This is a genomic window from Aeromonas sp. 603404 (assembly GCF_049171775.1).
GTDB lineage: Bacteria > Pseudomonadota > Gammaproteobacteria > Enterobacterales > Aeromonadaceae > Aeromonas > Aeromonas veronii_A.
Map to the genome: position 1 here is coordinate 89,104 of NZ_JAAKPE010000016.1, position 25,729 is coordinate 114,832.

Sequence of the window (25,729 nt, forward strand, 5' to 3'; positions counted from 1 at the left end):
GACAAAGAGTGAGGGGGAGTCTATTGCTCCCCCTTCGCTATAGGGGCACCGTTATAACCAGCCCGGGGCGTTCAGGCCAGCCCGCAAATGTAAGAAGATATGACCCAGCTAGGCCTGTGCGGCCAGCAGTGCGGTTTCATCCACCGGATCCAGTTGGGCGGTCTCGAGGAAGCGTCTGGCGTAATCGCGCCAGATACCGCTGCTGACAAACAGAACGAACAGATCCGGGTCGATATGCTGTTCACGTACCATGCTCTGCATGATGGCAAGAGCCTGGGAGACCGTCTTGCCAGATTTGTAGGGGCGATCACTGGCGGTCAGAGCCTCGAAAATATCGGCGATAGCCATGATGCGGGCCGGTACGCTCATCTGTGATCCGGTCAGCTGGCGTGGGTAACCCTTGCCATCCATCCGCTCGTGATGGCCGCCGGCAATCTCCGGCACGCAGCGAAGATGACGGGGGAAGGGGAGGTGCTCCAGCATGCGTATGGTCTGGATGATGTGCTCGTTGATCTTGTAGCGCTCCTCCTCGGTGAGGGTTCCCCTGCTGATGGCAAGGTTGTATCTCTCCCCCCGGTTGTAGAGATGGTGCGGTACCTTGACCTTGAAGCCCCAGGGATTGTGCTCGTCGAACCGATCTCCATCCGGACGAGGCACAAGGTGCCAGCACTTGTCGGCCAGCAGTGGCTCGAGGCAGGGCAACTCGGGAGATGGTTCTTTCTGACGCAGCTTGATCTCCTCCCGGCTGATGCCGAGCTGATCGTCCAGGGTGCGCAGCCAGGTGCGGCTGGCGATGGCGTCGAGCCGTTCAATCTTCTCGGGGGCCATCCACTCGCCACCCAGATTGCACTCGGCGATGAAGGCAAACTCCTGATCCAGCTCGGCCCAGCGCGGGGCTGCCTCTTCCCGGCAGGCACTTCTGATCTCTGATGACAAGCGGGCAGCGAGGCACTCGATATAGACATCCCGCTTGAGTACTTCAAAACGGGTGCGGATCTCGTGGATCCGGTCGTAGAGGGTCTCCAGTTTGGTGGCCTTGTCGACCACGAACTCCGGGGTGGTCACCTTGCCACAGTCATGTAGCCAGCTGGCGATATGAATGGCTTCCCACTCCTCCTCGTTGAGAGTGAAATCGGCAAAGGGGCCCTGTCGCTGGGCGCAGGCCGCCTCGGTCAGCATCCGGGTCAGCTCCGGCACCCGCTGGCAGTGACCGCCGGTGTAGGGGCTCTTGGCGTCGATGGCGCCGGCCATCAGCTCGATAAAGGATTCGAGCAGCTGTTTCTGCTCTTCCAGCAAGCGCTGGTTCTCGATGGCGGAGGCGGAAGTGCCCGCCAGCGCTTCGATGAGGCTGATGCGCGATGCCAGCTCCTGTTCGCTGCAGCGTGGCAGGATCAGCAGGAGGTATCCGATCAGCTCCTGACGATGGCCGCAGAGCGGCTCAGCCACCAGCTGGCATGGGTCGGGAAAGGAACCCCAACTGTCCAGGTGTTGCCTCCATGTCGCCTCATCCAGGCTGAGGGAGATGCGCTGGGAAGTGGCCATGCCGGATAGCAATGGTTGTGGCCAGGGAACCTGCCCAAGGGGCAGCTCGGTTTGCTGCCAGCGGGCCTGGACCGGCTGCATCTTTTGCTGTTGGGCCAGGTAGAGGCTCCCCCCTTTTGCCTGTACCGCGGCGATGGTTTCATGCAGGATGCGGCTTAGCAGGGAGTCGAAGCGGTGCTCTGCAGCCAGTGCTCTACCCATGCTCATGAAGTTGCCGAGGGTTTGGCGCATGCCGGACATGGTGCGGGCAAGGTCATCTATCTCCCGGATGGCCGATTCTGGAACCTGCCCCTCGCCAAAGTCGAAACGCTGGATCCGCTCGGCCTCGCGGGTCAGGGCCAGCAGCGGGGTAGCGGTACGGCGGGAGACCATCCAGATCACTGGCAGCAGCAACAACAGGCTGGTCAGCGCCCATGCCATATTGATCAGTGCTTCATTGCGTGCCTGCTGATAGAGCAGATCTGCCGAGGCCAGCAGGGCGATGTAAAAAGGAGTGTCCTTGCCGAGGGGGGAGATATTGACCAGCCACTCTTGTTTTTCCCCTGTGGTCAGGGTCAGCTCCCGGGGAGAACCATCCAGCAGCACAGGCGTCCTCTCTAGCCTAGTTTTCAGCTCGGCCATGACTGGGCCGCCCAGAGCCGTGATCGCTGGCAGCTGGGTTAGCTGATCATAGGCTGGCAGATGTACAGGATCGGCCGCCAGTAGGGTCGCGGAGCGATCGAACAACACTACCTGGCTTTGGAGCGGCAACTGCAGCTCGCCAATCAAGGCCGAGAGCCCTTCGACACTGGCATCCAGCCCGATCACGGCGCGTTGGCTATGGCTGGTGACAGCCAGCGTCATGCCCGGCTCCCTGGTGGTAAAAAAGAGATAGGGGGTGGTGGCGACAATCTTTGATGAACCGCGAGCCAGCCGGTACCAGTCGCGGCTGCGGGGATCGAATCGATAATCCGCCATGGCTCGCCGCCCCAAAAGTTGCAGCTGCTCATCAAAATAGAGGAACTCTCCCCGCCCGCTACTCAGGCTCTGAACCAGCAACTGGCTGCCTTCAGGCACAGCCTGCACCTGGGCCCGGGCACGTTCCGTGAGTTTTCGTACCAGAAAGAAATCGCCACTCTCATAGCCGATGTAGACGGCACCATAGCTGTCGCGATTAGCCAGGATCTCTGCCAACAGCGGCAGATACTCCAGTCGGCTTGCCAGATCGCTCATGTCGGCCAGTCGGCTGCTGGCTAGCAGGCTGAGGGACATGCGGGCTGGCTGCTCGTTCAGTTGCAGAGCGAGGGCCAGCTGTTCCCGGTACTGTTTGAAGTTGTGGCGCTCATGTTCCAGCATCTGGCGAGAGCCCTGCTGGAACTGCAGCAGAATCAGCAGCATGCCCAGCACACTGAACAGCAGGGTAAATAGGGTGGCAATGTGAACATAGAAGGGCTTGCGCCCGGATCTGGCAGTGATCATGGACATTTCCTTGTCACAGTGATGCTTGCGGAGACGATCTGTCAGCAGTGTGTCAATACGATAACAGAAATGACAATAATGGCCTGATATCTGTGCTTTTCCATGGTTGCCCACTGCCAGGCAGAGCTTGGCAGGAGATAGTGATTCATTCAGGTATCCCGTGCTACATTGCCCCACTTGTTACTGGTATGTAAATCAATGGAGTGACCCATGTCTGCCATCCCCTATTCCGTGCTCGATCTGGTGCCTGTTGCCGAAGGTTCCGTACCTGCCGAGTCATTTCGCCGTTCGCGGGATCTAGCCCGCCATGCCGAGGGCTGGGGTTACCAGCGCTACTGGCTGGCCGAACACCACAACATGCCGGGCATTGCCAGTGCCGCCACCTCGGTGCTGATCGGCCATCTGGCCGAAGCCACCACCACTTTGCGGATTGGGGCGGGTGGCATCATGCTGCCGAACCACTCGCCACTGGTGATTGCCGAGCAGTTTGGCACCTTGGCTTCGCTCTATCCGGATCGCATCGATTTGGGCCTTGGTCGGGCACCTGGTACCGATCAGCGCACCATGCGGGCGCTCAGGCGCCAACGCAGCAGTGAGGTGGATGATTTTCCGGCCGATGTGCGCGAGCTGATGAGCTACTTTGGCGACGAGATCGGCGCGGTGCAGGCGGTGCCAGGTCAAGGGTTACATCTTCCTATCTGGCTGCTGGGCTCCAGCCTCTACAGCGCGCAACTTGCAGCGGCGATGGGCTTGCCGTTCGGGTTTGCCTCCCATTTCGCGCCCGCCATGTTGCTGCAGGCGCTGGAGATCTACCGTAGCCAGTATCGCCCCTCCGCTCGCTGGCCCAAGCCCCATGCTGTGGTCTGCATCAACATGATCGCCGCCGACAGCGAGCGGGAGGCCCGCTTCCAGTTCACTACCGTGCAGCAGCAGTTCTTGCGCCTTCATCGCGGTGATGCGGGCAAGCTGCCCGCGCCGGTCGTCCAGCTTGGCGACGAGTGGGCACCCCGGGAGCTGATGGCGATGGAGCAGACCCTGGCTCGCTCGCTAGTGGGCGATCCGGAGCAGATCCGCCATGGCCTCAAGGCGCTGCTGGCGGAAACCCGTGCCGATGAGCTGATGTTCAATGGCCCCATCGTCGATCATCAGGCTCGCTTGCGCTCTTTCGAAATTGCTGCAGGGGTGATGCGGGATCTATAAGCTCGCCTCCCCGGATACAAAGGCGCTATCTTGCAGAGAGAGTCTGGTGTCACCCTGCTGTCTGGTTTTCGCAAAGAGACTGTTGGGGAACTGGATCTCGGATATCTATCTTTTATCTAATGTACTGAATTAAAAGGAAAGTCAGGTTGGTGTCAGGCCGTTGTCGTGTCACCTGCCACCCTCCGGCCCCTATGCTGGCCCTGTCAATTACCACAAGGAGTTCGAGATGATCGTCAGGAAGTTGAGATTGCAGCGGGGTTGGTCTCAGGATCAGTTGGCAACGTTGACTGGTTTGAGTGTCCGCACTATCCAGCGGATCGAGCAGGGGCAGCAACCCGGACTGGAATCTCTCAAGGCCCTGGCCGCCGTCTTTGAACTCGATGTGGCTCAACTGGATGGATCAGAGCAACAGGAGCGCGAGATGAGAGGAAGTGACACTATGGGTCAGGATGCGGTGCAGGTATCGGCAGAGGAGCGGGCGGCAATGCGCTATGTGGAGGAGCTCAAGGGCTTCTATCACCATGTCGCCAGCTACGTGGTGGTGATCTGCGGGCTGTTTGTCATCAACTACCTGAGCAATCCGGAGTACATCTGGGCCTGGTGGCCAACCCTGGGTTGGGGGCTGGGACTTGCCTCCCATGCTGTTCGGGTGTTTCAGCCCTTCAAGCTGTTTGGCCCCGAGTGGGAGCGGCGCCAGATTGAGAAGCGGCTGGGGCGCAAGTTGTAACTTCATTCGCCGGAAAACAGGGCACACAAAATAGTAAGCCCGGCAGATTGCCGGGCTTTGTTATTGGAGCGGGTTGTGGCAATCGGTGCAACTGCGACCGCCTGATTGCTGCGTACTCCCTAGCTGGCGTGAACCGGGCAGGGGGTGGCGATCAGAGCATCATCCTCGTAGCGCCACAGGGTGAGGCTGTTGCCCCAGACGCAGCCGGTATCCAGACCCTTGATATCGCTTTTTCCGGTGTTGCCCATCAGGGCTGCCCAGTGGCCGAACACCAGAATGGGGTCATCCACATGGTGTTCACGCTGCTCGAACCAGGGGCGCAGCCCCGGGGTCGACTCCTTGGGCCCCTTCTTGCATTTGAAGTCGAGCCGGCCATCAAAGTAGCAGAAGCGCATCCGGGTGAAGGTGTTGATGATGTAGCGGTAGCGGTCAATCCCGACCAGATCATCTTTCCAGCCATCGGGTTGGTCGCCATACATGTTGTGCAGCAGCCACTGGTACTGATCGCCGCGCAACAGGCTCTCTACCTCGCGGGCACAGTTGCGGGCGGTGCGGGCATCCCACGCCGGGGAGATACCGGCATGCACCATCATGATGGGCAGATCCGGATGCTCCGCCAGCAGCGGGCGGTGGCGCAGCCACTCCAGCAGTTCATCCCGATCCGGCGCATCCATCAGGCTCTGCAGCTTGTCCTTCTTCTTGAGTGGGGCAACGCCATTGGCGACCGCCAGCAGGTGCAGGTCGTGGTTGCCGAGCACGGTGACGGCGCGGTTGCCCAGCCCTTTGACAAAACGCAGGGTATTGAGGGAGTCCGGGCCGCGGGCGACCAGATCGCCGCAGAGCCAGAGCACGTCATTTTCGGGATCGAACGCGGCAAGATCCAGCAGACGGCGCAAGTCGTCGTAACAGCCCTGGATGTCACCGACAAAACAGTTCGCCATGAAACCTCAGTTGATAATATTGGGGATGGCCAGCGTGAAGGGGGCGATAGGCGCCTCGAACTGCTGACCAGAGCCATCTTGCAGGGTATAGCTCCCTTCCATCACCCCGAGCGGGGTCGCCAGCGGCACGCCGCTCTGGTAGCGGTAGGTCTCACCTTCGGCAATGACGGGTTGTTCCCCGACCACGCCCGAGCCTGCCACTTCCAGCATCTTGCCATTGGCATCGGTGATGAGCCAGCGCCGATGCAGCAGTTGCACCGGGCCGGGCCCCAGATTCTCAATCTCGATCAGATAGTGAAACTGGTAAGGGTCTTTGGTGCCCGCCACATACACGGGGTATGGGCGGATCTCGATGTGCGGGAGTGCCACAGGATCAGGCCTGTTGCTGATCCGCCAGCCAGTTGGCGATCATGACAAACTGCTCGAGGGAGAGATTCTCCGGGCGCAGGTTGCCATCGATACCAAGCTCGGTCAGCTGGGCGTCAGTGATGAAGTTGGAGAAGCTGTTGCGGATGGTCTTGCGACGCTGGCCAAAGCCCTCGGTACAGACGCGATTCAGACAACGAATGTCTTTCGCGACTATGGTCGGGTTCTTGTGCGGGATCAGGCGAACTACGGCAGAGTCCACCTTTGGCGCTGGTTTGAAGGCACCCGGGCCCACTTCCAGCACAGGCACCACCTGGCAGTAGTACTGGGTCATCACGCTCAGACGGCCATAAGCTTTGCTGCCGGGGCCAGCGGCCAGACGCAACACCACTTCCTTTTGCAGCATGAAGTGCATGTCTTCAACCCGGTCGGCAAATTCGCACAGGTGGAAGATAAGCGGGGTGGAGATGTTGTAGGGCAGGTTGCCGAAGATACGCAGCGGCCCCTTGCCTTCACCCATCAGGGTGCCGAAGTCGAAACGCATGGCGTCCGCTTCGATGACGGTCAGCTTGTCTTTGAGTGTCGGGTGCTCGCGCAGGCGAGCTGCCAGGTCCCGGTCAAGCTCGACCACGGTCATTTTGTCCATCTGGGCGGCAACCGGCTCGGTCAGCGCGGCCAGACCCGGACCGATCTCTACCAGATTCTGACCCGGCTGCGGGTTGATGGCGGCGACGATTTGATCGATCACATACCGGTCGTGCAAGAAGTTCTGACCGAAACGCTTACGGGCCGTGTGGCCCATGTGCACCTTACTGCTCATATCTTTTTTTCTCTACCATCTTGATGGCGTGGTTAATCGCGGTGACAAGGCTGCCCGGATCGGCCAGGTCCTTGCCTGCCAGATCCAGCGCGGTGCCGTGATCCACCGAAGTGCGGATGAAGGGAAGCCCCAGGGTGATATTGACCGAACTGCCGAAGCCCTTGTATTTGAGCACAGGCAGCCCCTGGTCGTGGTACATGGCGAGTACCGCATCCGCATCCTTGAGGTATTTCTCCTGGAACAGGGTGTCGGCCGGCAACGGGCCGACCAGATCGATCCCTTCTTGGCGCAGGGTGGCCAGGGCGGGTTCGATCACGTCAATCTCTTCACGTCCGAGATGGCCACCTTCCCCAGCGTGGGGGTTGAGGCCGCAGACGTAAATACGGGGTTTGGCGATGCCAAACTTGGTGGCGAGATCCTCGTTGAGGATCCGGATCACCTTGCCGAGGCGATCCTCGGTGATGGCCATCGCTACATAGGCCAGCGGAATATGGGTAGTCGCCAGTGCGACCCGCAGCCCCTCGGTTGCCAGCATCATTACCACATCGGCGGTGTTGGATTGCTGGGCAAAGAACTCGGTGTGGCCGCTGAACGAGACCCCGGCCTGGTTGATGATCCCCTTGTGCACCGGTCCGGTCACCACGGCGGCAAATTCGCCGCTCATGTTGCCATCGCAGGCACGCTGCAGGGTCGCCAGCACATAGGCGCCATTGCCTTCGTTCAGCTCGCCCGGCACCACGGGGGCGCCGAGAGAGACAGAACATACCGTCAGGGTGCCGGCTCGCTGCGGTTGTGCCGGTTGACTGGCATCATAGGGCTCAAGCTCGATGGGCAGCCCCAGTAGGGCCGCTCGCTCGCGCAGCAGCGCCGGATCGGCGATCACCACCAACTGGTGGGGCCAATCCTGCTGGGCAATCTGCAGCACCAGATCCGGGCCGATCCCGGCCGGTTCGCCCGGGGTAACGGCAAGGCGACGGCAGCTCATCAGCTACCGGCGCCTTCGATCTGGATGTAGGCCTCGTCACGCAGCTCATCCAGCCACGCCTGGGACTCTTCCACGAAGCGGCGATTGTAGATCAGCTGGTAGGCGCGCTGTTCCTGAGCCTTGTCGGTCGCATCCTGGCTGCGGCGATCTTCCACCTGCACGATGTGCCAGCCATGGCTGGTACGGAACGGGGCACTGATCTGGCCCGGTTGCAGACGGTTGACCATGTCGCGGAACTCGGGGACATAGACGTTGGGATCAGACCAGCCCAGTTCGCCACCCTGCACCGCAGAGCCCGGATCTTCGGAGTACTTCTCCGCCATGCTGGCGAAGCTTGCCTTGCCGCTCTTGATGTCGTGCAGAATGCCATCCAGCATTCCCTTGGCTTTCTCTTCGCTCAGGATAATGGAGGGCTTGATCAGGATATGACGGGCCTTCACCTCGGTCTGCATCACTTGCTGCTGACCCTTGGTGTCGAACACCTTGACGATGTGCAGGCCGGCGCCGGAGCGCAGCGGGCCGACGATGTCGCCCTTCTTGGTGCCCTGTACCGCTTCCGCCATCAGGGTCGGCATCTCTTGCGGGCTCATCCAGCCCCAGTCGCCCCCTTCCAGCGCCTTGGGACCGTTACTCTCGGCAATGGCCAGTTTGCGGAAGTCGGCACCTTGCTTGAGGGCAGCCAGAATGCGCTCGATCTTGCTCTTGGCGGCATCCAGCTGGGCGGCAGTGGGGTTGTCCGGCAGGGCAATCTGGATATGGCCGACGTGGTATTCGTTCTGCTGTTGACCCTGTTTCTTCAGGATCTCCACCACCTGCTTCACCTCCTGCTCGGAGATGTTGATACGGCGGCGCACCTGGTTGCGGCGCACCTCGTTCATCAGGATCTCGCGGCGAACCTCTTCCCGATATTGGGCATAGGTCATCCCTTCACGGGCGAGCTGGGCCCGCAGCTGATCCAGGGTCATCTTGTTGTCGGCAGCGATGCCCTGAATAGCCTGTTCCAGCTGGGTGTCGCTGATCTTCAGCCCCTGGCGCTCCGCCAGTTGCAACTGCAGGCTCTCCTGAATCAGGCGATCCAGCGCCTGTTTGCGCAGGGTGGCATCGTCAGGCAGGGACTGGCCGCTCTCCTGGGCGGAGAGTTTTACCTTGTTGACCAGTGCGTCCTGTTGGCTGGACAGCACCACGTCCTTGTTGACCACGGCCAGCACCTTGTCCATCAGCTCGGGCGCAGCCAGTGCGGCCTGGCTCATGGCACCGAACATTCCCGCGGTCAGCAGGGCAATCAGGGTCTTTTTCATATCCATCTCTCAAGGCTGGACCAGCATCATTGCTGGCCTTTCAGATTAAACGGGCGAACATAGGGCAACAGCTCGGTATCCAGGGTGACGCTGCGGCCACCTGTACCCACGCTGCCAAGTCCCTTCATTTCAAACTGCAGACCAATGACTTTTTCCGAAGTGGGTTTCAGGGTGACGTTGTCCGGCTGATTGTGCCACTCCAGGCTCATGTTGATGCTCCAGCAGCAGGAGTCGTATTTGACACCGATCTTGCGGTCAATGTTCACATCCTGCTTGATGTCACGGTAGTAACCGCCATACATCTGCCACTGATCGGCGATCGGCGCCATCATCACCAGACCCGCCTGGCTCAGATCTTCTGCCAGCGCCGTGTTGGTCGGATAGCGATAGTCCAGGTTGCCATCCTTGATGTAGCGGTAGTTGACCTGAGTGGTCAGCTTGCCGGTCCGGTACTCGACTGCACCGTTGCCAGCCGTAAATTCACCCTCGGAGGTATCGTACTGGGTTCCTGCATGGGCAAACCACTCATCGGTGATCCGGGCATCCCCCTCGAACGAGAGCAGGGAGCGGGCGTTGGTGCTTTCCGGATTTGAAGGGTAGAGGCGCACCTTGGGTGGTGTCATTTCGAAGGCCTGGGCCACCGCCAGACGCAACCGTTCATCCCCCACATTGTCATAGACCCGGCTGGTCAGGCCAACGGTGACCCGGTTGGCATCGCTAATGCGGTCGAGACCGGCAAAGCGGCGATCACTGAACAGGCTGTAGTAATCCTGACGGGTGGTAGTGGAGTCGTAGATCCCGATCTCGTCCTGATTTTTGTAAGGGATATAGAGGTACTGGAACTCGGGCTCCAGGGTCTGGGTGCCCTTGCCATCATACCAGTCGAGCGGCCGATCGAAGTTGACGCCCCCCTTGAGGCGGAAGGAGGGCAGAGTACGGGTAATGGTGCCCTCTTTCAGGGTCAGCTGTTTGCTGTCTGCATCGGTGAAGCGGCTGCGGTCCTGGCTAACCAGATTATCGGGTACCTCCTGGTTGTAGGAGGTAAACATCAGCTTGTACTGACTGGTCAGGTAGTAACCCGGTGCATCCACCAGGGGCACGGTCAGGGTTGGCGCCAGATGCAGGCGGGTGGTGGTATAGCGCTCACCTGCTTGCAGAGTGGCGGCACTGCCACTGTCATAGCCAAACTTGGTTAGTTCACTGTTCCAGGCCAGATCGAACCACTTGCCTTGCTGATAGTAGTTGTAGTCGATACGCGGCAGCATCTCGTGGGGCAGCAGTGCATATGGGCTCAGGATCTGGTAGCGGCGCACCTCGGAGGTGAGGTTCCAGTTAGGCTGGTAATAGCCGGCGGTAAAGGATTGCTGCAACTGGCTGTCGACCTGAGTGCCCACTTGCGGGCTGAAGTCGTTGAAGTAGTTGTAATCCTTGTCGCGCACCTGGGTGTAGTCGATACCAAAACGCAGGCTGCCATCCATCAGGGCGGAGCCGTGACGGACGTTCATCAGGTAGCGATGGCCATCGGACAGGCCCGCCAGACTCGGATTGCTCGGGCTGTACTGCTTGTCATCCGCCAGATTTTCAAAATAGAGGGTGCCGGTGTGGGCAGGGTCCGGCATGTAGCGGAACTCCACCTGTTCCATCAGGCCGCGTTTATCCATAAAACGGGAGGTGATGGTGGCATCGTAGTTGGGAGCTATGTTCCAGTAGAAGGGCTGGGTGATATCCATGCCGTTGCTGGAGCTTTGCTTGTAGCCCGGGTAGAGCAGACCGGTCTTCCGCTCATCCTTGATGGGGAAGTTGATATAGGGGAAGTAGAACACCGGGTAGTCATAGAGCCAGAGGCTGGCGTTCCAGGCTTCGCCGAACACCTCTTTCTGGTCGATGTCGATGCTGCCCGCCTTGAGGGTCCACACTTCCTGACCGGGGGGACAGGTGGTGTACTGGGCCCCCTCCATGGTGATGTTCTGGTTGTTGTTGGTCATCACCACGCGTTTGGCAAAGCCGCGCACCGGTGAGCCATGCACCTGATACTTGCCCTCCTCCAGCTCGGAGTTTTTGGTATCCAGGTTGGATTTGAGGGTCTTGTCGCTGGTGACGGTCACCTGACCGTCGTTGTAATAGATGTTGCCGATGGCGATGACATCCCGGCTCTTCTGATCGAGCTGTGCATAATCGGAGTCAAACTTGCGAACACCCTGACGAACCTTGACGTCCCCTTCATAGACGGCGGTGCCGCCCTGTTTGGCCTCGAGACGGTCAGCATCAACCTCGACCGGCTGCGCATTGGCATCCTGATCCGATGAAGGCTTTTCTATCTTGGGAACATAGTCATAGCAGAGACTATCAAGAATGCCGGTGGCTGGCGGCGCTTCGAACGGGGCCGCCTGCACCATCATAGGGGTGAGTGCGGGGGCCAGGCTGATAGTCAGGGCGATGGGATAGCGGTACCCCAGTGTCCATTTGGTCATGTGAAAGACTCGTGCAATCCGTGATAGATACGGTTGATCCAAGGCATGCATTTTACGACAGGTTTCATCGAGTTGACATTGCATGTCATTGCTTTATGTTAGCCGGCAATGATAAAGCATTATTGCGGCCAGGGCTAACAGCCAAGTGCTGCTTTCCACCTTGGTCCTCTACTTATGCACGATCGCGATTCCCTGCTATTGCAGTGGGCACGCCGTATTTCCGGTGATGCCAATCTTCAGTTGACCCTCATTTCCGGTGATGCCAGCTTCCGTCGCTACTATCGCGGTGGTGGTCTGGTTTGGGTGGATGCCAATCCGAAAACCGAAAAAAATCATGAGTTTGTTCGTAACGCGGCGGCCTTGCAGGCGCGTCAGCTGTTGGCGCCAGAGGTCAAGGCGGTGGACTACGAACAGGGTCTGCTGGCGGTGAGTGACCTGGGCGATACTCAGCTGATCAGCTGCCTGAACGAACACAACGTACTGGCCTGGTATGGCAAGGCGATTGATTTGCTGCCCCGCCTGGGGGCGGTTGAACTGGCGCTTGAACCCTTCGATGCGGCATTTATGGCGCGGGAGAACAGCATTTTCCCCGAGTGGCTGCTGGGCCATCATCTGCAACTGAGCCTGAGCCATGAAGAGCAGCAACTGCTGGACGAGACCTTCGCTTGCCTCACTGCCTGCAATCTGGCCCAGCCGCAGGGGGTGATGCATAGAGATTTCCACAGTCGCAACCTGATGGTGTGCGGCGGAGACACTCCTGATACCAGCGAACTCGCCATCATCGATTTTCAGGATATGGTCATCGGGCCGCTCACCTATGACCTCGTTTCCCTGCTGAAAGATTGCTATGTGCGCTGGCCGGACGCGGTGATCGAGCAGGGGATGCAGCATGGCTTTGCCACCCTGCAGCAGGCGGGACTACTTGGCGAGCGCGACTACGCCAGTTTCCGCCGCGATACCGACCTGACCGGGATGCAGCGCCATCTGAAAGCGGCGGGAATCTTCACCCGGCTCTATCATCGCGACGGCAAGTCCGGCTATCTCAAGGATATTCCCCGTACCCTCGGCTACGTGGTGGATGTCTGTCGCAGCCATGGTAGCGCCTATCCGGTACTGGCCCGTTTTGGTCAGTGGCTCGAGCAGGTGGTGTTGCCGGGGATTGCCAACGCCGGGGTGAAACCATGAAGGCGATGATCCTGGCCGCTGGCCGTGGCGAGCGGATGCGCCCGCTGACTGACCTGCTACCCAAGCCGTTGTTGGCTGTCGGGGGCAAGCCGCTCATCGTCCACCATATCGAAAAGCTCAAAGCAGCCGGAGTCACCGAGTTGGTGATCAACCACGCCTGGCTCGGCCACAAGCTGGTCGAGACCCTGGGGAATGGCAGTGCGTTTGGTGTGACCATTCACTGGTCGGCCGAGGAGAGTGCGCTGGAGACGGCCGGCGGCATCATTCAGGCGCTGCCACTGTTGGGGGATGAGCCATTTCTGGTGATCAACGGCGATACCTGGCTCGATCTCGACTATCGCTCTCTGGTTGAGCAGCCCCTGGGTGAACATTTGGCCCACCTCTGGCTGGCGCCCAACCCTCCCCAGCATCCGGCCGGGGACTTCGCCCTGCAGGCTGGCAAGGTCGTAGACACCCCCGCCTTCACGTTCAGCGGCGTCGGCCTCTATCAGCCCGCAGCCTTTGCCGGTCTGCCTGCCGGTGCCCGCAAATTGGCTCCCCTGCTGCGGGAGTGGATGGCGCAGGGTCTGGTAGGTGGCAGCCTGCTGGCTGGCGAGTGGCGCGATATCGGCACTGTCGACCGTCTGCGCGAGCTGGACGAACAGCTTCAGCGCCGCGCTCAATAACATCAAGAGGTCTTGAACCATGCGTATTTGGGGTAAGGTGCTGGGCGCCTTCTTCGGTTTTCTGCTCGGCAACATCATCGGTGCCCTGATTGGTCTCTGGATTGGCCACCGTTTCGATCGCGGCATGGGGCTGCAGGGGGCGTTTCGCCGTACCCCGACTCAGGAGCAACAGGCTGTCTTCTTCCATGCCACCTTCTCGGTGATGGGCCATATCGCCAAATCGAGCGGTCAGGTGACTGAGCAGGAGATCCGGGTCGCCTCCAATCTGATGGATCGGATGCGTCTCTCCGGCGAGCAGCGCAGCCGCGCGCAGGATTCGTTTCGGCAGGGCAAGGAGGCCGGTTTCCCGCTGCGCGAGACCCTGGCCGAGTTTCGTCGAGCCAGCCAGGGCCAGCGCGATATCCTGCGCTTCTTTCTGGAAGTACAACTGCAGGCCGCCTTTGCCGATGGTCGGGTAGAGGATGGTGAACGCGCCATCCTGCACACCATTGCTGACGAGCTGGGTTTCAGTCGCATCGAGCTGGCCCGCATTCTGGCGATGGCCGAGGCGCAGATGAACTTTTTCAATCAGGCCCATGGCCAGTATCAGGGGTGCGGTGCGGGTGGCCAGCAGTATCGGCAGGCGCCTCCCTCGGCGGATCGCCTCAAGAATGCCTACCAGCTGCTGGGGGTGAGCGAGAGCGACAGCGATCAGGATATCAAGCGTGCCTACCGCAAGGAGATGAGCAAGCATCACCCGGACAAGCTGGCCGCCAAGGGGTTGCCGCCGGAGATGATGGAGATGGCCAAGGAGAAGACCCAGGAGATCCAGCAAGCCTGGGAGTGGATCCGCGAGGCCCGCGGTATCCGTTAAGCGCCAAAGTCAGGCTGGAACAGACAATAAAAAGCCCCGCAGCAGTGCGGGGCTTTTGTTTTGCCTGTTTTATCCGGGCCGTCTTACTTGGCCGGAATGGCTTCCAGTACGTGCACCAGCAGCTGCCAGAAACGCTCGACTGCCGGGATGTGTACCTTCTCGTCAGGGGAGTGGGCACCACGGATGGTCGGGCCGAAGGAGACCATGTCCCACTCCGGATAGGCGCTCTTGAACAGACCGCACTCGAGACCGGCGTGGATCACCATCACGTTGGGCATGGTGCCAAACAGAGTCTGGTAGCTGTTGCGCACCAGCGCCATGACGGGGGAGTCCACGTTCGGCGCCCAACCCGGATAGGCACCGGTGAATTCGCAGCTGGCACCCGCCAGGGTGAACAGGGAGCGGGTCATCTGCTCGATGCTCTCGCGACCGGAGTCGATCAGGGAGCGGATCAGGCACTGGACATACACTTCGCCATCCTGAGTCTTGATGACCCCCAGGTTGGTAGAGGTTTCGGTTACGCCGGGCATGGCATCGCTCATGCGCATCACGCCGTTCGGGCAGGCCATCAGGGCATCCAGCAGGCGCTGCTGCAGGGAGACGCTCATCAGCTTGGCCGGTTTGGCGGCGCTGTTGACCAGCAGAGTCAGGTTCGGCTCGGTGGCGGCCAGCTCGGTCTGGTAGATACCGGTATAGCGGTCAACCAGCGCCTTGAACTCGTTTACGCTGGCAGCGGGTACCAGCAGGGTGGCACGGGCTTCGCGCGGGATGGCGTTGCGCAGGGTGCCGCCGTGGATCTCGGCCAGACGGATACCGAGCGGCTCGGCTGCTTTGAGCAGACGCACCAGCAGCTTGTTGGCGTTGCCACGACCGCGATGGATGTCGCAACCGGAGTGACCGCCACGCAGCCCTTTGACGGCCAGCTCGAGGGCTTCGCCTTCCGCAGCATCAGCCAGCTCGAGCGGGAAACGGATATTGGCATCTACCCCACCGGCGCAGCCCATATAGACCTCGCCATCCTCTTCGGAGTCGGTGTTGAGCAGGATCTCGCCTTCCAGCCAGCCCGCCTCCAGACCGAAGGCGCCGGTCATGCCGGTCTCTTCGTCGGTGGTCAGCAGCACTTCCAGCGGGCCGTGCTTGATGGTCTTGTCCGCCAGCACAGCCAGGCAACCGGCCATACCGATGCCGTTGTCGGCACCCAGAGTAGTGCCACGGGCAGTGACCCATTCGCCATCAACATAGGCATCGATGGGATCGGTCGCGAAGTCGTGTTTGGTGTCGGCGTTGGCCTGCGGCACCATGTCGATGTGGGCCTGCAACACCACGCCCTTGCGGTTTTCCATCCCCGGGGTAGCCGGTTTTTTGATGATGATGTTGCCGACGTTATCCTGTTTGACCGCCAGACCTTCCCCTTGCGCCCACTGGACGATCCAGGCACTCAGCTTGGCTTCATGCTTGGAAGGGTGGGGAATGGAGCAGATCTGTTCGAAGAAATGCCAAATCAGTTGGGGGGACAAGGAACTTAGTTGTGCCACGTCAGGACTCCTTACCAGCACGGAATGAGAGAGGCCCCGTCAGTGGGCCTGGAAAGTGGATAACGATAATACAGTCAATCGCAGAAAAATGTGAGCGGTTAGCGCAAATCGCAGGGCGGTTGTGCTGCCGGTGGCTACCAGGGCAGTGCAATTGTCAGGCTCGGGTGACACTGTTTGGCAGAAACGAAATTTATGTGACGGGCTTCACAAAAAGATTGAATTTACGGTGCCGGCTGGTAAATTAGCTCCCGTGGTTCGCCACCCGTCAGGATGACGATGAAAGCCTCCAGGGAACCGAAGCAAAGCAAGTGCGCCTCCATGGAACCGAGTGTTCGTTCAAGGATTTGAGCCCGCATAAAGGTACGTAACTTGTTAAGCAATCAGGAGATTCAAGATGCCAGGCAGCAACTCTACCTATTGGTTCGCCCCATCTCTCTATACCCAGGGGTTCAGCTACCCTAACCCCTTCGTCAGCCGTCGCTAAGACGAGCTTGTCCTGAGGGGCAAGTCACCCGATTGGGTGCAGACAACAAAGCAGCAGGTGCGCGAGGTAAATCCTCCCCCTGCTATTTTTTTATCTGTCGTTTGCCGAAGAGCGCCAATTGTCGCTGACGAGAGGGGCGCAAGATTGGCCATTCGACTCTCTGGCTGGGTCATTTGAAGATGAAGAGGCCAATTTTTCCTGAATTTGGCATACGTTTGCCAGGCATTTTCTCTGCAAAGGGTGCTATCATATCGGCCCAACAGCCTGTCCGCGGTTTTGGCACTCTTATCGACCCAAGCGCCGGATATGTCCATCTTGCTTCCACTGCTATCAGATTTGCTGCCGAGGTCATCCCTCAGGCAGAACAAGTGCAATCTGAATTCAGCCGGACAAGAGCCGCCATTTATTGGCATTCGAGGGGATACTTTCGGATGCCATTATTTTAAGTGATTGTTTTTGTACAACTATTCGAGATCGATAATATGCCGAAAAAGTTTTATGTGTCGTGGGACAACCTGCAACGTGAAGCTCGCCGTCTGGCTCGTCGTCAACTGCCTGCCAACCAGTGGAAAGGGATCATCGCGGTCAGCCGCGGCGGTCTGGTACCCGCAGCCCTGATGGCCCGTGAACTCGGCATCCGCAACGTAGAGACCCTCTGCATCTCCAGCTATGACCATGACAACCAGCGCGAGCTGGTGGTTGTCAAGGGTGCGACCACTGCCGGTGACGGCGAAGGCTGGTTGGTAGTGGAAGATCTGGTGGACACCGGCACAACTGCCAAGGCCATCCGTGATCTCTACCCGAAAGCCAAGTTCATCGCCATTTTTGCCAAGCCGATGGGTGAGCCGCTGCTGGATGATTTCGAAGTTGCCATCCCGCAGGACACCTGGATCGAGCAACCGTGGGATATGGCGCTGGAGTTCGCCACACCGATCTGCGACGAAAAGTAACGGGATCGGGATGTGACGTTCAGAGCGTCAATTGGCCGCACGCGGCAAGAATGGTTTCACAGGGCTCCTTGATGGAGCCCTGTTTTTTTGTGTATCAATCTGTTGCAGGGTGGCTGATGGGCAGTAAAAGTGGTTAAGATGAGCTATTGCCTGATATGAATAGGACACAATCTTGGACTTGAACGACGACCTCAATCTGACCGAAAAGCTGTTTACCCGGGTCAAGAAGGTGCTGGAAACTTCCGAGATCTCCAACTCCAGCCCGGCGGACATTGCCGAAGCAGAGTCAGACGAGATGTTTATCGACGGCTCCATGTCAAAGAGCTGGTATCGCCTGCTGCGCCGCCCCTCCTGGGCCTGGCAGGGGGCCGACCCGGTCGAGGTTGAGCAGACTCTGGCCCGCATCGCCATGGCGACCGGTGAACGCACCCATGACTGCTATCTCGATACCATCAAGGGCTATGTGCCTGGCAACTGGATCTATGAGTGGAGCCAGGTGGCTGGTAACTACTTCAAGCTTGGGCGCGAACTGCGTGAGCAGGGGGATGCAGCTGGCGCCTTGAAACAGCTGCTCAAGGCGGTGCGCTACTATTCCATCGCCAGCTACCCCCATCTCAAGGATGATGAACTGGCGGATCAGGCCCAGCTGCTTGGCAATATGGCCTATCGCGAGGCGGGCCGGTTGTTCAAGGTGCCGCTCAAAGAGATCCAGGTGCCCTTTCGCGGCAAGCATATTCAGGGTTATCTCCACCTGCCGACCACCGACAAACCGGTGCCTCTGGTGATCATCAGCGGGGGGATCGACTCTCTGCAGCTCGATTTCCTCAACTTCTATCTCAAGCGACTCGAGCCCAACGGCATCGGTATGCTCTCCCTCGACATGCCGGGCATCGGCTATGCCGAGCATTGGCCATTGGTACAGGATACCAGCCGCCTTCATCAGGCTGTGCTGCACTATCTCTCCGAAGTGGCCTGGGTCGATCATCAGCGTATCGCTATGGTGGGAATGCGTCTGGCGGGTAATATCGCAGCCAGACTGGCCTTTATCGAACCCTTTAAGCTGCGCACCGTGGTCTGTGTCGGCGCCGGTGTCAATCAGGTGTTTACCAATCAGGAGCTGTTTGCCAAGTGTCCGCGCATGATGCGGGACAGCCTGGCCAACCGGTTGGGCGCTGATGCGGCTCATTGGGATACCATGCGTACCAAGTGTCAGGTATTTTCACTGAAAACGCAGGGATTACTGGGGACTCGCACCTCTGTGCCGATATTGAGTATTGGACACAAACGAGATTTCATCTGTCCCGAGCAGGATGTACGGGCATTGGCGGCGGCCAGTCGTAACGGCAAGGCCATCGTCTTCGACAAGCAGCCCTTGCTTGAGGTGTATGACAAGGCGCTGGACGAAATCGTCGAGTGGCTGAAACAGCATCTATGTATCTGATGCGCTGAAGGACTGACGCCATCCCGAGGTGGCGCGGCTTGTTTAACAGGGAGGTTAACATGTCTGAAAGAGTGACTTACAAGCGACTGCTGAGACAGTTTGCTGCCATTGGCCCCTATTTGCGTGAGGATCTCTGTGAAGAGGGGCGTTACCGTTTCGACAGTCTTTCCGTTTGTGTCAGTGCCAAACCGGCGCCAGACAAGCGGGAGTTCTGGGGTTGGTGGCTGGTGCTGGAGCAGGAGGATCATCTGTTCCGCTACCATTACCAGTTCGGATTGTACAATGCCGATGGCGAGTGGCTCGACAAGCCGATCCCCAAGAAGCACCAGGTCGAGGTGGAACGGACCCTCAACCGTTTCTACAAATTGATCAGTGACAAACTGGCCTCGCTCGAGTGTCAGCTAGTGCCTGCCGAACAGGTGACCAACGAGTTGAGTGTAACGGCTGCCTGAGCCTCTGATGCCCTGCGAGAGGTTGTGACGAGCTCGCAGGGAGACTCTTGCCCCATCCTTTCATCACCCTTTATGGAATTGCCTTGCAGGGCCCCATGGCCGTGGGTATAAAGATATTCCTTATTTTTTAGCCTTTATGCTCCCATGGAAAACAGAACCATAGTCGTCAAGTTGGGCACCAGCGTGCTCACAGGGGGGTCTTCCCAGCTCAATCGTGCCCATATGGTCGAGCTGGTCAGACAGTGTGCGGCCTTGCACCGTCACGGCCATCGGGTCGTGGTTGTCACATCAGGAGCTATCGCCGCCGGGCGTGAACATCTGGGTCACCCGCCACTGGCGCCAACCCTTCCCAACAAGCAGATGCTGGCGGCGGTTGGTCAGACCCAGCTTATTCGGGTATGGCAGGATCTGTTCAACCTCTACGGTCTGCATATCGGCCAGATGCTGCTGACCCGCGCCGATCTGGAAGATCGGGAGCGCTACCTCAACGCCCGCGACACCATGCGCACCTTGCTCGATCACCGCATTATTCCGGTCATCAACGAAAACGATGCGGTGGCGACTGCCGAGATCAAGGTCGGCGACAACGACAACCTCTCCGCGCGGGCCGCCATTCTGGCGGATGCGGATCTGCTGATCCTGCTGACAGATCAGAAGGGGCTCTTTACCGCCGATCCGCGCACCAATCCCGATGCCCAGCTTATTGAAGAGGTGCAGACTATCGATGATACCCTGCGCTCGCTGGCGGGTGACAGTGTCAGCGGCCTCGGCACCGGCGGCATGGCCACCAAGCTGCAGGCCGCCGATGTGGCCCGTCGAGCTGGTGTCAACGTGGTGATCGCGACTGGCCAGATGCCGGAGGTGATCGGCCGTCTTGCCAAGGGCGAGCGTATTGGCACCCTGTTCCCGGCGCTGGCCTCCCCGCTGGAAGGGCGCAAGAGCTGGATCCTGGCAGGCCCGCCCCCTCACGGCGAAGTGCATGTGGATCAGGGGGCTGTCGCCGCCATGAAGGATAAAGGCTCCAGCCTGCTGCCCAAGGGGATTGTCGCCGTCAAGGGCGACTTTATTCGGGGCGATGTGGTGCGCATTCTTGATCCCAAGGGCGCCGAGCTGGCCCGTGGCATCTGCCGTTACGATCATCTGGAGCTGGATAAGCTGCGCGGCGTCCACTCTGATCAGATTGAACAGGTATTGGGCTATGGCTACGGCTCTGTGGCCATCCATCGAGACGACATGGTGCTGCTCTAATCAAGGCGGCACGGCATGAACAAAGGGAACTGAGATGAGTCTGGAGAAAATGGGGCAGGCGGCCCGTGAAGCCGCCTATCAGCTGGCTACCATCAGCACGGCGCAGAAGAATCGGGCGCTGGCCGCCATCGCCGACGAGCTGGAGGCGCGCAGCGAGCAGATCCTCGCCGCCAATGCGAAAGATATCGCCGCCGGCCGTGAGGCGGGCTTGTCAGAAGCTATGCTGGATCGCCTGCTGCTTAATCCGGCCCGGCTGGCCGGTATCGTGGCAGATGTGCGCAAAGTGATCACGCTGGACGATCCGGTCGGCGCCGAAATGGATAGCCGGGTGCTGGAAAATGGCCTGCGGCTCTCCCGTCGTCGGGTGCCCATCGGGGTTATCGGCGTCATCTACGAGGCGCGCCCCAACGTCACCATCGACATCGCCAGCCTCTGCCTCAAGACCGGCAACGCCAGCATATTGCGTGGCGGGCGCGAGACCTTCCACTCCAATCTGGAGCTGGTGCGGGTGATCCAGCATGCCTTGGCGGCTTCCGGCCTGCCCGAGGCGGCGGTGCAGTACATCGACAACCCGGATCGGGCGCTGGTGGCCGAGCTACTGCGCCTCGACCGCTATGTGGACATGATCATCCCCCGTGGCGGTGCCGGCCTGCACAAGATGTGCAAGGAGAACAGCTCGATTCCGGTCATCATCGGCGGTTTCGGCATCAGCCACATCTTCGTCGACGAGAGTGCCGATCTGGTGCGCTCTCTGGCGGTTATCGACAACGCCAAGGTGCAGCGCCCCTCCGCCTGCAACGCCCTCGATACCCTGTTGGTACACGAGAAAGTCGCTTCGACTTTCCTGCCGCAGCTGGTCGCTCTGATGAACGAGCGCAAGGTGACGCTGGTCGGCGCGGCCAACGCCATGACGCTGCTGGCGGGCGCCGACAACCTGTGCGAGGCGGGGCCGGAGGATTTCGATACCGAGTGGCTCGGGCTGACCCTGGGGGTCAAGTTGGTGGCGGATGTGAACGAGGCGCTGGCCCATATGCGCGAGCACAACGCCGGCCACTCCGATGCCATCCTGACCAATGATCTGGGCAATGCCGAGCGTTTCGTCAATGGGGCCGGTTCGGCGGCGGTCTATGTCAACGCCTCCACCCGTTTCACTGATGGTGGCCAGTTTGGTTTGGGGGCCGAGGTGGCGGTCTCGACCCAGATGCTGCACGCTCGCGGCCCCATGGGGCTGACCGAGCTCACCAGCTACAAGTGGGTAGGGCAGGCCGATTACCTCAGCCGAGCCTGATAACAGGCTGTTGCAAAAACAAAAATGCCGACCACAGGGTCGGCATTTTTGTTCGCGTGCATCGCACCGATACCACGCCGTGCGCTATTCCTCGGGGTTATTCCCCGTGACAGAGCGCCTTGTCACCTTGCTTGAGCACATAACCCTTCCAGATAAAGAGGGTGTAGCCGCTGCCCTGCCACGACCAGTTGCCCTCCGCACCCTGACGGGTCAGCGCAAGCAGCTCGCCGCTTGGCAGATGCAGTTCGGCCTGCGTCTGATCGGCGTTGAACAGCACGAAGGCGCTGCTGGTCTGGCTGGCATCGGTTGGATTGAGCCGGATACCCTCTTCAAACAGGCGCACACATTTGCCAGTCAGCGCTGACCACTGATAGCCCGCACTGCCGATACAGCCGTGGCTGTCGCGATCGCCGCCCACCAGATGTTGTTCCGGTGTACTGCATGCCGCCAGCAGCAGAGAGGCGGCCATCAGAGTCAATGTGCGCATGTTACTCCTGCAGATCCCGTTCGATGACGATGTTGGAGAATCCCAACTCTTTGAAGTAGTTCTCCTGATAATCCTTCACGCTTTTCTTGTCGCGGCGACAAACCTGAGCCAGCTGGGCCTCCATGGCGTGAAAACTGGAGAGATCCAGCCCTTCGGCTGCGGCGATGGCGTCGTAGATGCTGCGGAACTTGTCGTTGGCATAGCCGAGCTCTTTGGCCTGTTTTTTATAGGTGTACGTAATCTTAAAGGCCATCTTGCCCTTCCTTCTTCGATTTGGCTTGCTTGCGCTGGACGTAGAGGTAGAGGCTTTCGACCTTCTCCCGAGCCCAGGGGGTCTTGCGCAAGAACTTCAGGCTGGACTTGATGCTGGGATTATCGGTGAAGCAGCGGATATTGATCTGCTGCCCCAGCTCTTCCCAGCCATAGTGCTCGACCAGCGCGGTGACGATGGCCTCCAGCGTCAGCCCGTGCAGCGGGTTGTTCTTCTGCGAGGCGTTCGGTTGCTCGCTCATGCCTGCTCCGCCAGCTTGGCAAAGGGCTGACCCATGCGGGTGGTGACCCCGTTGGCCAGATGGGGCTCGAAACCGGCCAGCATGCCCGGACCAAACAGGCAGACGACAGTACTGCCCAGCTTGAACAGCCCCATCTCGGCGCCTTTTTGCAGGGTGATGGCCTCGTCGCCGGTGTAGTCCCAGCGCACCACCTTCTTCTCTTTGGTCGGCGCAATGTTGCCGGCCCAGATGGTTTCGATGCTGGCCACGATAGTGGCACCGACCAGCACCAGCGCCATGGGGCCGTGCGGAGTGCGGAAGGTGGCGACCACCCGCTCGTTGCGGGCAAACAGGTTGGGCACGTTCTCGGCGGTGAGCGGGTTGACGGAGAAGAGATCCCCCGGCACGAACACCATGCTCTCCAGTACGCCGTCCAGCGGCATGTGGATGCGGTGATAATCCTTGGGCGCCAGGTAGATGGTGGCGAAGTCGCCATCCTTGAACGGTGCCACCAGATCCTCATAACCGCCCAGCAGCTCGCGGGCGCTGTAGTCGTGGCCCTTGGCCTGAATGATGCGACCCTGCTGGATGGGGCCGAGCTGGCTGACGGTACCATCCACCGGCAGCGCCAGAGTCATGGCATCTTCTACCACGGGGCGGATACCGGGCTTGAGCTCGCGGGTGAAGAACTCGTTGAAGCTCTTGTAGTGGGCCGGGCTCTCGTGCAGCGCCTCGCTCATGTCGACCTTGTACTGCTTGATAAAAGCCTCGATCACTTTGGTGGTGATGTTGCCCGCTTCGGCAGCGGCAAATTTGCCGATCAGACGGGAGAGGGCGTGCTTGGGCAGACAGTATTGACCGGCAATTTTCAGGTTGTCAGTAATGCTCATGTTCATCATCAACGTAGGTTTATTAGGGTCACAGGCGCGCCTGTTGGCGACCGTGACGGGTTTCCTGCATGGTTTCCAGGATGCGGTGATAGTTGTGGAAGCGATCAGCGCTGATGGCGCCCGCGTCGACCGCGGCGCGCAGGGCACAGCCGGGATCGTCCTTGTGGGTACAGTCGCGGAACTTGCAGCCACCCAGATAGTCGCGGAATTCGACGAAGCACCAGGTGATGCGGTCGGCCTCCAGATGCCAGAGGGCGAACTCGCGGATCCCGGGGGAGTCGATGAGATCGCCACCGCTCGGGAAGTGGTAGAGCCGCGCCGTGGTGGTGGTGTGCTGGCCGAGCCCCGAGTTCTCGGAGATCTCGCCGGTGAGCACATCCAGCCCCGGCATCAGGGCATTGGTGAGGGACGACTTGCCGACCCCGGACTGGCCGACGAAGATGCTGATCTTGTCGGTCAGTGCGGCTTTCAGCTCATCGAGCCCTTCGCCGCTCTCGCAGCTCACCAGCAGCACTTCGTAATTGAGTTTGCGATAGGTTTCGAGCTGGCTCTCGATGCGCGCTCTGGCGGCATCATCGAGCATGTCGACCTTGTTCAGCACGATGAGGGGGCGGATCTCCACATCCTCGGCGGCCACCAGATAGCGGTCGACGATGTTGGTGGAGAACTCGGGCATCACCGCCGAGACGATGATGATCTGGTCGATGTTGGCGGCGATGGGTTTGACCCCGTCGTAGAAGTCCGGCCGGGTCAGTACCGAGTGGCGCGGATGCACCGCCTCGATGACGCCCGCTGTCGCGGCATTGAGGCCGGGACGCCACACCACCTTGTCGCCACAGACCAGACTGCTGATGCTGCTGCGCCGCAGGTTGCTGCGGTGGATGGTGCCATCGCTCGCTTCCACGTCCGCGTGTTGACCGAAACGGCTGATCACCACCCCTTCGATGGCCGGGCCAAACAGGGTGTCATCCACCTCTGTGGTGTGCTCTTTTTGCAGCCGACGCTCGCGGTTGGCCTGGACGCGTCTTTGTTGACCCAGATTGAGTTTTGCTTTCTTTGCCACTCGATTCGCCAGTTTATGAACAGATCCAAAGCCAGTATGATACATGCAAATTGGCAAAATTCCGCCATTCCTCCCAACAGAGAGAGTAATCATGACAGTCAGCGCGCAGAACCTGGTATGGATCGACATGGAGATGACGGGTCTCGACCCCGAAGAGAACGTGGTACTGGAGATTGCCACCATAGTCACCGACAAGGACCTGAACGTGCTGGCCGAAGGGCCGGTCATCGCCATTCACCAGAGCGACGAAGAGCTGGCCAAGATGGACGAGTGGAACGTCAACACCCATACCAACAGTGGTCTGGTGGCCCGGGTCAAGGCGAGCCAGCATGACGAGGCGAAAGCCGTTGCCGAGACCCTCGCGTTCATTCGCCAGTGGGTGCCGGAGCGCACCAGCCCGCTGTGCGGCAACAGCATCGGTCAGGATCGCCGCTTCATGGTCAAGCACATGGCTGATCTGGAAGCCTTCTTCCACTACCGCAACGTCGACGTCAGCACCATCAAGGAGCTGGTACGCCGCTGGCAGCCGGAGTTGCTGGATCAGTTCAAGAAGAGCGGCACCCACCAGGCGCTGGACGACATCCGCGAATCCATCGCCGAGCTGCAGTTCTATCGCAGCCACGTCTTCAAGATCTGATTCCCCGGCAAGGGTTTGTCATGCGCTGGCTGCTAAAATCGACAGTTCGGCCAGCTTTTGAGCGAACGCGCGCAACCAGACAAAAAAGCCCTTGCAATTGGAATGACTGCTCTTATAATTCGGCTCCCGTACAGTAGCGCAAGCAACCAAATGCTGTACGGCCTGTTTTAAGGTAGTTGCGGGAATAGCTCAGTTGGTAGAGCACGACCTTGCCAAGGTCGGGGTCGCGAGTTCGAGTCTCGTTTCCCGCTC

The 25,729-nt window shown here is 59.7% G+C and carries 24 protein-coding genes and 1 tRNA gene; 12 read left to right on the forward strand and 13 right to left on the reverse strand.

All coding sequences use genetic code 11. From position 1 onward, the window contains the following. Positions 1 to 108 precede the first annotated feature (108 nt). A complete protein-coding gene (locus G5306_RS18175; protein ID WP_421313360.1) occupies positions 109 to 3,000 on the reverse strand; it encodes an HD domain-containing phosphohydrolase in 2,892 nt (963 codons plus the stop codon). 210 nt (positions 3,001 to 3,210) lie between these two features. Here G5306_RS18175 and G5306_RS18180 point away from each other — a divergent pair, with 210 nt between their 5' ends. Together G5306_RS18180 and G5306_RS18185 are read left to right on the forward strand one after the other, a co-directional pair. After that, the gene (locus tag G5306_RS18180; RefSeq protein WP_421313361.1) at positions 3,211 to 4,200 is read left to right on the forward strand and encodes a luciferase-like monooxygenase; all 990 of its coding nucleotides are present in this window, start codon (positions 3,211 to 3,213) and stop codon (positions 4,198 to 4,200) included. 226 nt (positions 4,201 to 4,426) lie between these two features. Continuing rightward, positions 4,427 to 4,927: a 2TM domain-containing protein gene (locus tag G5306_RS18185; RefSeq protein ID WP_021231934.1), complete on the forward strand. Its 501-nt coding sequence runs from the start codon at positions 4,427 to 4,429 to the stop codon at positions 4,925 to 4,927. A gap of 119 nt (positions 4,928 to 5,046) precedes the next feature. Here G5306_RS18185 and G5306_RS18190 read toward each other — a convergent pair whose 3' ends face one another. From G5306_RS18190 to lptD, 6 genes are read right to left on the reverse strand one after another with little or no spacing between them, the layout of a single operon-like run. Then, positions 5,047 to 5,868 (reverse strand): symmetrical bis(5'-nucleosyl)-tetraphosphatase, encoded by an 822-nt coding sequence (locus G5306_RS18190; RefSeq protein ID WP_421313363.1) that lies wholly within the window; start codon positions 5,866 to 5,868, stop codon positions 5,047 to 5,049. A gap of 6 nt (positions 5,869 to 5,874) precedes the next feature. Continuing rightward, entirely contained in the window at positions 5,875 to 6,237 is a 363-nt protein-coding gene (gene apaG / locus G5306_RS18195) for a Co2+/Mg2+ efflux protein ApaG (protein WP_421313365.1), read from the reverse strand. Between the two features lie 4 nt (positions 6,238 to 6,241). Then, entirely contained in the window at positions 6,242 to 7,054 is an 813-nt protein-coding gene (gene rsmA, locus G5306_RS18200; protein WP_005339016.1) for a 16S rRNA (adenine(1518)-N(6)/adenine(1519)-N(6))-dimethyltransferase RsmA, read from the reverse strand. Further along, positions 7,044 to 8,039: a 4-hydroxythreonine-4-phosphate dehydrogenase PdxA gene (pdxA, locus tag G5306_RS18205; protein ID WP_151285925.1), complete on the reverse strand. Its 996-nt coding sequence runs from the start codon at positions 8,037 to 8,039 to the stop codon at positions 7,044 to 7,046. The genes rsmA and pdxA overlap by 11 nt, the downstream gene beginning before the upstream one ends. Beyond that, positions 8,039 to 9,337, reverse strand: coding sequence for a peptidylprolyl isomerase SurA (gene surA / locus G5306_RS18210; protein WP_151285924.1), 1,299 nt, complete (start codon positions 9,335 to 9,337; stop codon positions 8,039 to 8,041). Before surA ends, pdxA begins: the two co-directional genes overlap by 1 nt. Positions 9,338 to 9,363: 26 nt before the next feature. After that, positions 9,364 to 11,808 (reverse strand): LPS assembly protein LptD, encoded by a 2,445-nt coding sequence (gene lptD, locus G5306_RS18215; protein ID WP_421313368.1) that lies wholly within the window; start codon positions 11,806 to 11,808, stop codon positions 9,364 to 9,366. 174 nt (positions 11,809 to 11,982) lie between these two features. Between lptD and G5306_RS18220 the strand changes: the two genes are divergently transcribed. From G5306_RS18220 to djlA, 3 genes are read left to right on the forward strand one after another with little or no spacing between them, the layout of a single operon-like run. Beyond that, entirely contained in the window at positions 11,983 to 12,993 is a 1,011-nt protein-coding gene (locus G5306_RS18220) for an aminoglycoside phosphotransferase family protein (RefSeq protein ID WP_421313370.1), read from the forward strand. Beyond that, positions 12,990 to 13,658 (forward strand): N-acetylmuramate alpha-1-phosphate uridylyltransferase MurU, encoded by a 669-nt coding sequence (gene murU, locus G5306_RS18225; protein ID WP_421313372.1) that lies wholly within the window; start codon positions 12,990 to 12,992, stop codon positions 13,656 to 13,658. Before G5306_RS18220 ends, murU begins: the two co-directional genes overlap by 4 nt. 19 nt (positions 13,659 to 13,677) lie before the next feature. Continuing rightward, positions 13,678 to 14,511 carry a co-chaperone DjlA gene (gene djlA / locus G5306_RS18230; RefSeq protein ID WP_421313374.1) on the forward strand — a complete coding sequence of 278 codons (834 nt, stop codon included), beginning with the start codon at positions 13,678 to 13,680 and terminating at the stop codon, positions 14,509 to 14,511. 83 nt (positions 14,512 to 14,594) lie between these two features. Here djlA and G5306_RS18235 read toward each other — a convergent pair whose 3' ends face one another. Continuing rightward, a complete protein-coding gene (locus G5306_RS18235; RefSeq protein WP_071914473.1) occupies positions 14,595 to 16,046 on the reverse strand; it encodes an aminoacyl-histidine dipeptidase in 1,452 nt (483 codons plus the stop codon). Between the two features lie 966 nt (positions 16,047 to 17,012). On the opposite strand from G5306_RS18235, the gene gpt reads away from it, so the two are divergent. The 5 genes from gpt (at position 17,013) to G5306_RS18260 (ending at position 21,909) form a co-directional block, all read left to right on the forward strand. Beyond that, positions 17,013 to 17,480: a xanthine phosphoribosyltransferase gene (gene gpt / locus G5306_RS18240; RefSeq protein WP_231719514.1), complete on the forward strand. Its 468-nt coding sequence runs from the start codon at positions 17,013 to 17,015 to the stop codon at positions 17,478 to 17,480. A 172-nt stretch (positions 17,481 to 17,652) separates the two neighbouring features. Beyond that, a complete protein-coding gene (gene frsA / locus G5306_RS18245) occupies positions 17,653 to 18,921 on the forward strand; it encodes an esterase FrsA (protein WP_421313376.1) in 1,269 nt (422 codons plus the stop codon). Positions 18,922 to 18,980: 59 nt separating this feature from the next. Further along, positions 18,981 to 19,373, forward strand: coding sequence for a sigma factor-binding protein Crl (gene crl / locus G5306_RS18250; RefSeq protein WP_216952944.1), 393 nt, complete (start codon positions 18,981 to 18,983; stop codon positions 19,371 to 19,373). A 144-nt stretch (positions 19,374 to 19,517) separates the two neighbouring features. Next, complete coding sequence (proB, locus tag G5306_RS18255) at positions 19,518 to 20,621, forward strand: glutamate 5-kinase (RefSeq protein ID WP_005338991.1); 1,104 nt, start codon at positions 19,518 to 19,520, stop codon at positions 20,619 to 20,621. A gap of 34 nt (positions 20,622 to 20,655) precedes the next feature. Beyond that, the gene (locus G5306_RS18260) at positions 20,656 to 21,909 is read left to right on the forward strand and encodes a glutamate-5-semialdehyde dehydrogenase (RefSeq protein ID WP_421313378.1); all 1,254 of its coding nucleotides are present in this window, start codon (positions 20,656 to 20,658) and stop codon (positions 21,907 to 21,909) included. Between the two features lie 97 nt (positions 21,910 to 22,006). Here the strand turns inward: G5306_RS18260 and G5306_RS18265 are convergent, their stop codons facing one another. Genes G5306_RS18265 through rsgA form a run of 5 tightly spaced genes read right to left on the reverse strand, consistent with a single transcriptional unit; the run spans position 22,007 to position 24,840 of the window. Continuing rightward, positions 22,007 to 22,396: a hypothetical protein gene (locus G5306_RS18265; RefSeq protein ID WP_421313380.1), complete on the reverse strand. Its 390-nt coding sequence runs from the start codon at positions 22,394 to 22,396 to the stop codon at positions 22,007 to 22,009. Between the two features lies 1 nt (position 22,397). Further along, positions 22,398 to 22,649: a DUF2960 domain-containing protein gene (locus tag G5306_RS18270; protein WP_421313382.1), complete on the reverse strand. Its 252-nt coding sequence runs from the start codon at positions 22,647 to 22,649 to the stop codon at positions 22,398 to 22,400. Then, positions 22,639 to 22,908, reverse strand: a complete 270-nt coding sequence (locus tag G5306_RS18275; protein WP_005349372.1) for a VF530 family DNA-binding protein — start codon at positions 22,906 to 22,908, stop codon at positions 22,639 to 22,641. Before G5306_RS18275 ends, G5306_RS18270 begins: the two co-directional genes overlap by 11 nt. Then, the gene (gene asd, locus G5306_RS18280; protein WP_064341070.1) at positions 22,905 to 23,777 is read right to left on the reverse strand and encodes an archaetidylserine decarboxylase; all 873 of its coding nucleotides are present in this window, start codon (positions 23,775 to 23,777) and stop codon (positions 22,905 to 22,907) included. The genes G5306_RS18275 and asd overlap by 4 nt, the downstream gene beginning before the upstream one ends. A gap of 28 nt (positions 23,778 to 23,805) precedes the next feature. Beyond that, on the reverse strand, positions 23,806 to 24,840 hold the full coding sequence (gene rsgA / locus G5306_RS18285) for a small ribosomal subunit biogenesis GTPase RsgA (RefSeq protein ID WP_421313384.1): 1,035 nt from the start codon (positions 24,838 to 24,840) through the stop codon (positions 23,806 to 23,808). A gap of 91 nt (positions 24,841 to 24,931) precedes the next feature. On the opposite strand from rsgA, the gene orn reads away from it, so the two are divergent. Both orn and G5306_RS18295 read left to right on the forward strand, forming a co-directional pair. Continuing rightward, entirely contained in the window at positions 24,932 to 25,477 is a 546-nt protein-coding gene (gene orn / locus G5306_RS18290; protein ID WP_216980192.1) for an oligoribonuclease, read from the forward strand. Positions 25,478 to 25,655: 178 nt separating this feature from the next. Beyond that, a tRNA-Gly gene (locus G5306_RS18295) sits at positions 25,656 to 25,728 on the forward strand. The last annotated feature ends 1 nt before the right edge of the window (position 25,729 follow it).

Coding starts and splice junctions, on each gene's coding strand:
- G5306_RS18275 (WP_005349372.1), bottom strand. CDS start 22,908: ATGAGCGAGCAACCGAACGCCTCGCAGAAGAACAACCCGCTGCACGGG.
- asd (WP_064341070.1), bottom strand. CDS start 23,777: ATGAGCATTACTGACAACCTGAAAATTGCCGGTCAATACTGTCTGCCC.
- surA (WP_151285924.1), bottom strand. CDS start 9,337: ATGAAAAAGACCCTGATTGCCCTGCTGACCGCGGGAATGTTCGGTGCC.
- pdxA (WP_151285925.1), bottom strand. CDS start 8,039: ATGAGCTGCCGTCGCCTTGCCGTTACCCCGGGCGAACCGGCCGGGATC.
- G5306_RS18175 (WP_421313360.1), bottom strand. CDS start 3,000: ATGATCACTGCCAGATCCGGGCGCAAGCCCTTCTATGTTCACATTGCC.
- G5306_RS18185 (WP_021231934.1), top strand. CDS start 4,427: ATGATCGTCAGGAAGTTGAGATTGCAGCGGGGTTGGTCTCAGGATCAG.
- G5306_RS18265 (WP_421313380.1), bottom strand. CDS start 22,396: ATGCGCACATTGACTCTGATGGCCGCCTCTCTGCTGCTGGCGGCATGC.
- G5306_RS18270 (WP_421313382.1), bottom strand. CDS start 22,649: ATGGCCTTTAAGATTACGTACACCTATAAAAAACAGGCCAAAGAGCTC.
- G5306_RS18180 (WP_421313361.1), top strand. CDS start 3,211: ATGTCTGCCATCCCCTATTCCGTGCTCGATCTGGTGCCTGTTGCCGAA.
- djlA (WP_421313374.1), top strand. CDS start 13,678: ATGCGTATTTGGGGTAAGGTGCTGGGCGCCTTCTTCGGTTTTCTGCTC.
- crl (WP_216952944.1), top strand. CDS start 18,981: ATGTCTGAAAGAGTGACTTACAAGCGACTGCTGAGACAGTTTGCTGCC.
- G5306_RS18190 (WP_421313363.1), bottom strand. CDS start 5,868: ATGGCGAACTGTTTTGTCGGTGACATCCAGGGCTGTTACGACGACTTG.
- G5306_RS18260 (WP_421313378.1), top strand. CDS start 20,656: ATGAGTCTGGAGAAAATGGGGCAGGCGGCCCGTGAAGCCGCCTATCAG.
- murU (WP_421313372.1), top strand. CDS start 12,990: ATGAAGGCGATGATCCTGGCCGCTGGCCGTGGCGAGCGGATGCGCCCG.
- gpt (WP_231719514.1), top strand. CDS start 17,013: ATGCCGAAAAAGTTTTATGTGTCGTGGGACAACCTGCAACGTGAAGCT.
- orn (WP_216980192.1), top strand. CDS start 24,932: ATGACAGTCAGCGCGCAGAACCTGGTATGGATCGACATGGAGATGACG.
- G5306_RS18220 (WP_421313370.1), top strand. CDS start 11,983: ATGCACGATCGCGATTCCCTGCTATTGCAGTGGGCACGCCGTATTTCC.
- rsmA (WP_005339016.1), bottom strand. CDS start 7,054: ATGAGCAGTAAGGTGCACATGGGCCACACGGCCCGTAAGCGTTTCGGT.
- proB (WP_005338991.1), top strand. CDS start 19,518: ATGGAAAACAGAACCATAGTCGTCAAGTTGGGCACCAGCGTGCTCACA.
- lptD (WP_421313368.1), bottom strand. CDS start 11,808: ATGACCAAATGGACACTGGGGTACCGCTATCCCATCGCCCTGACTATC.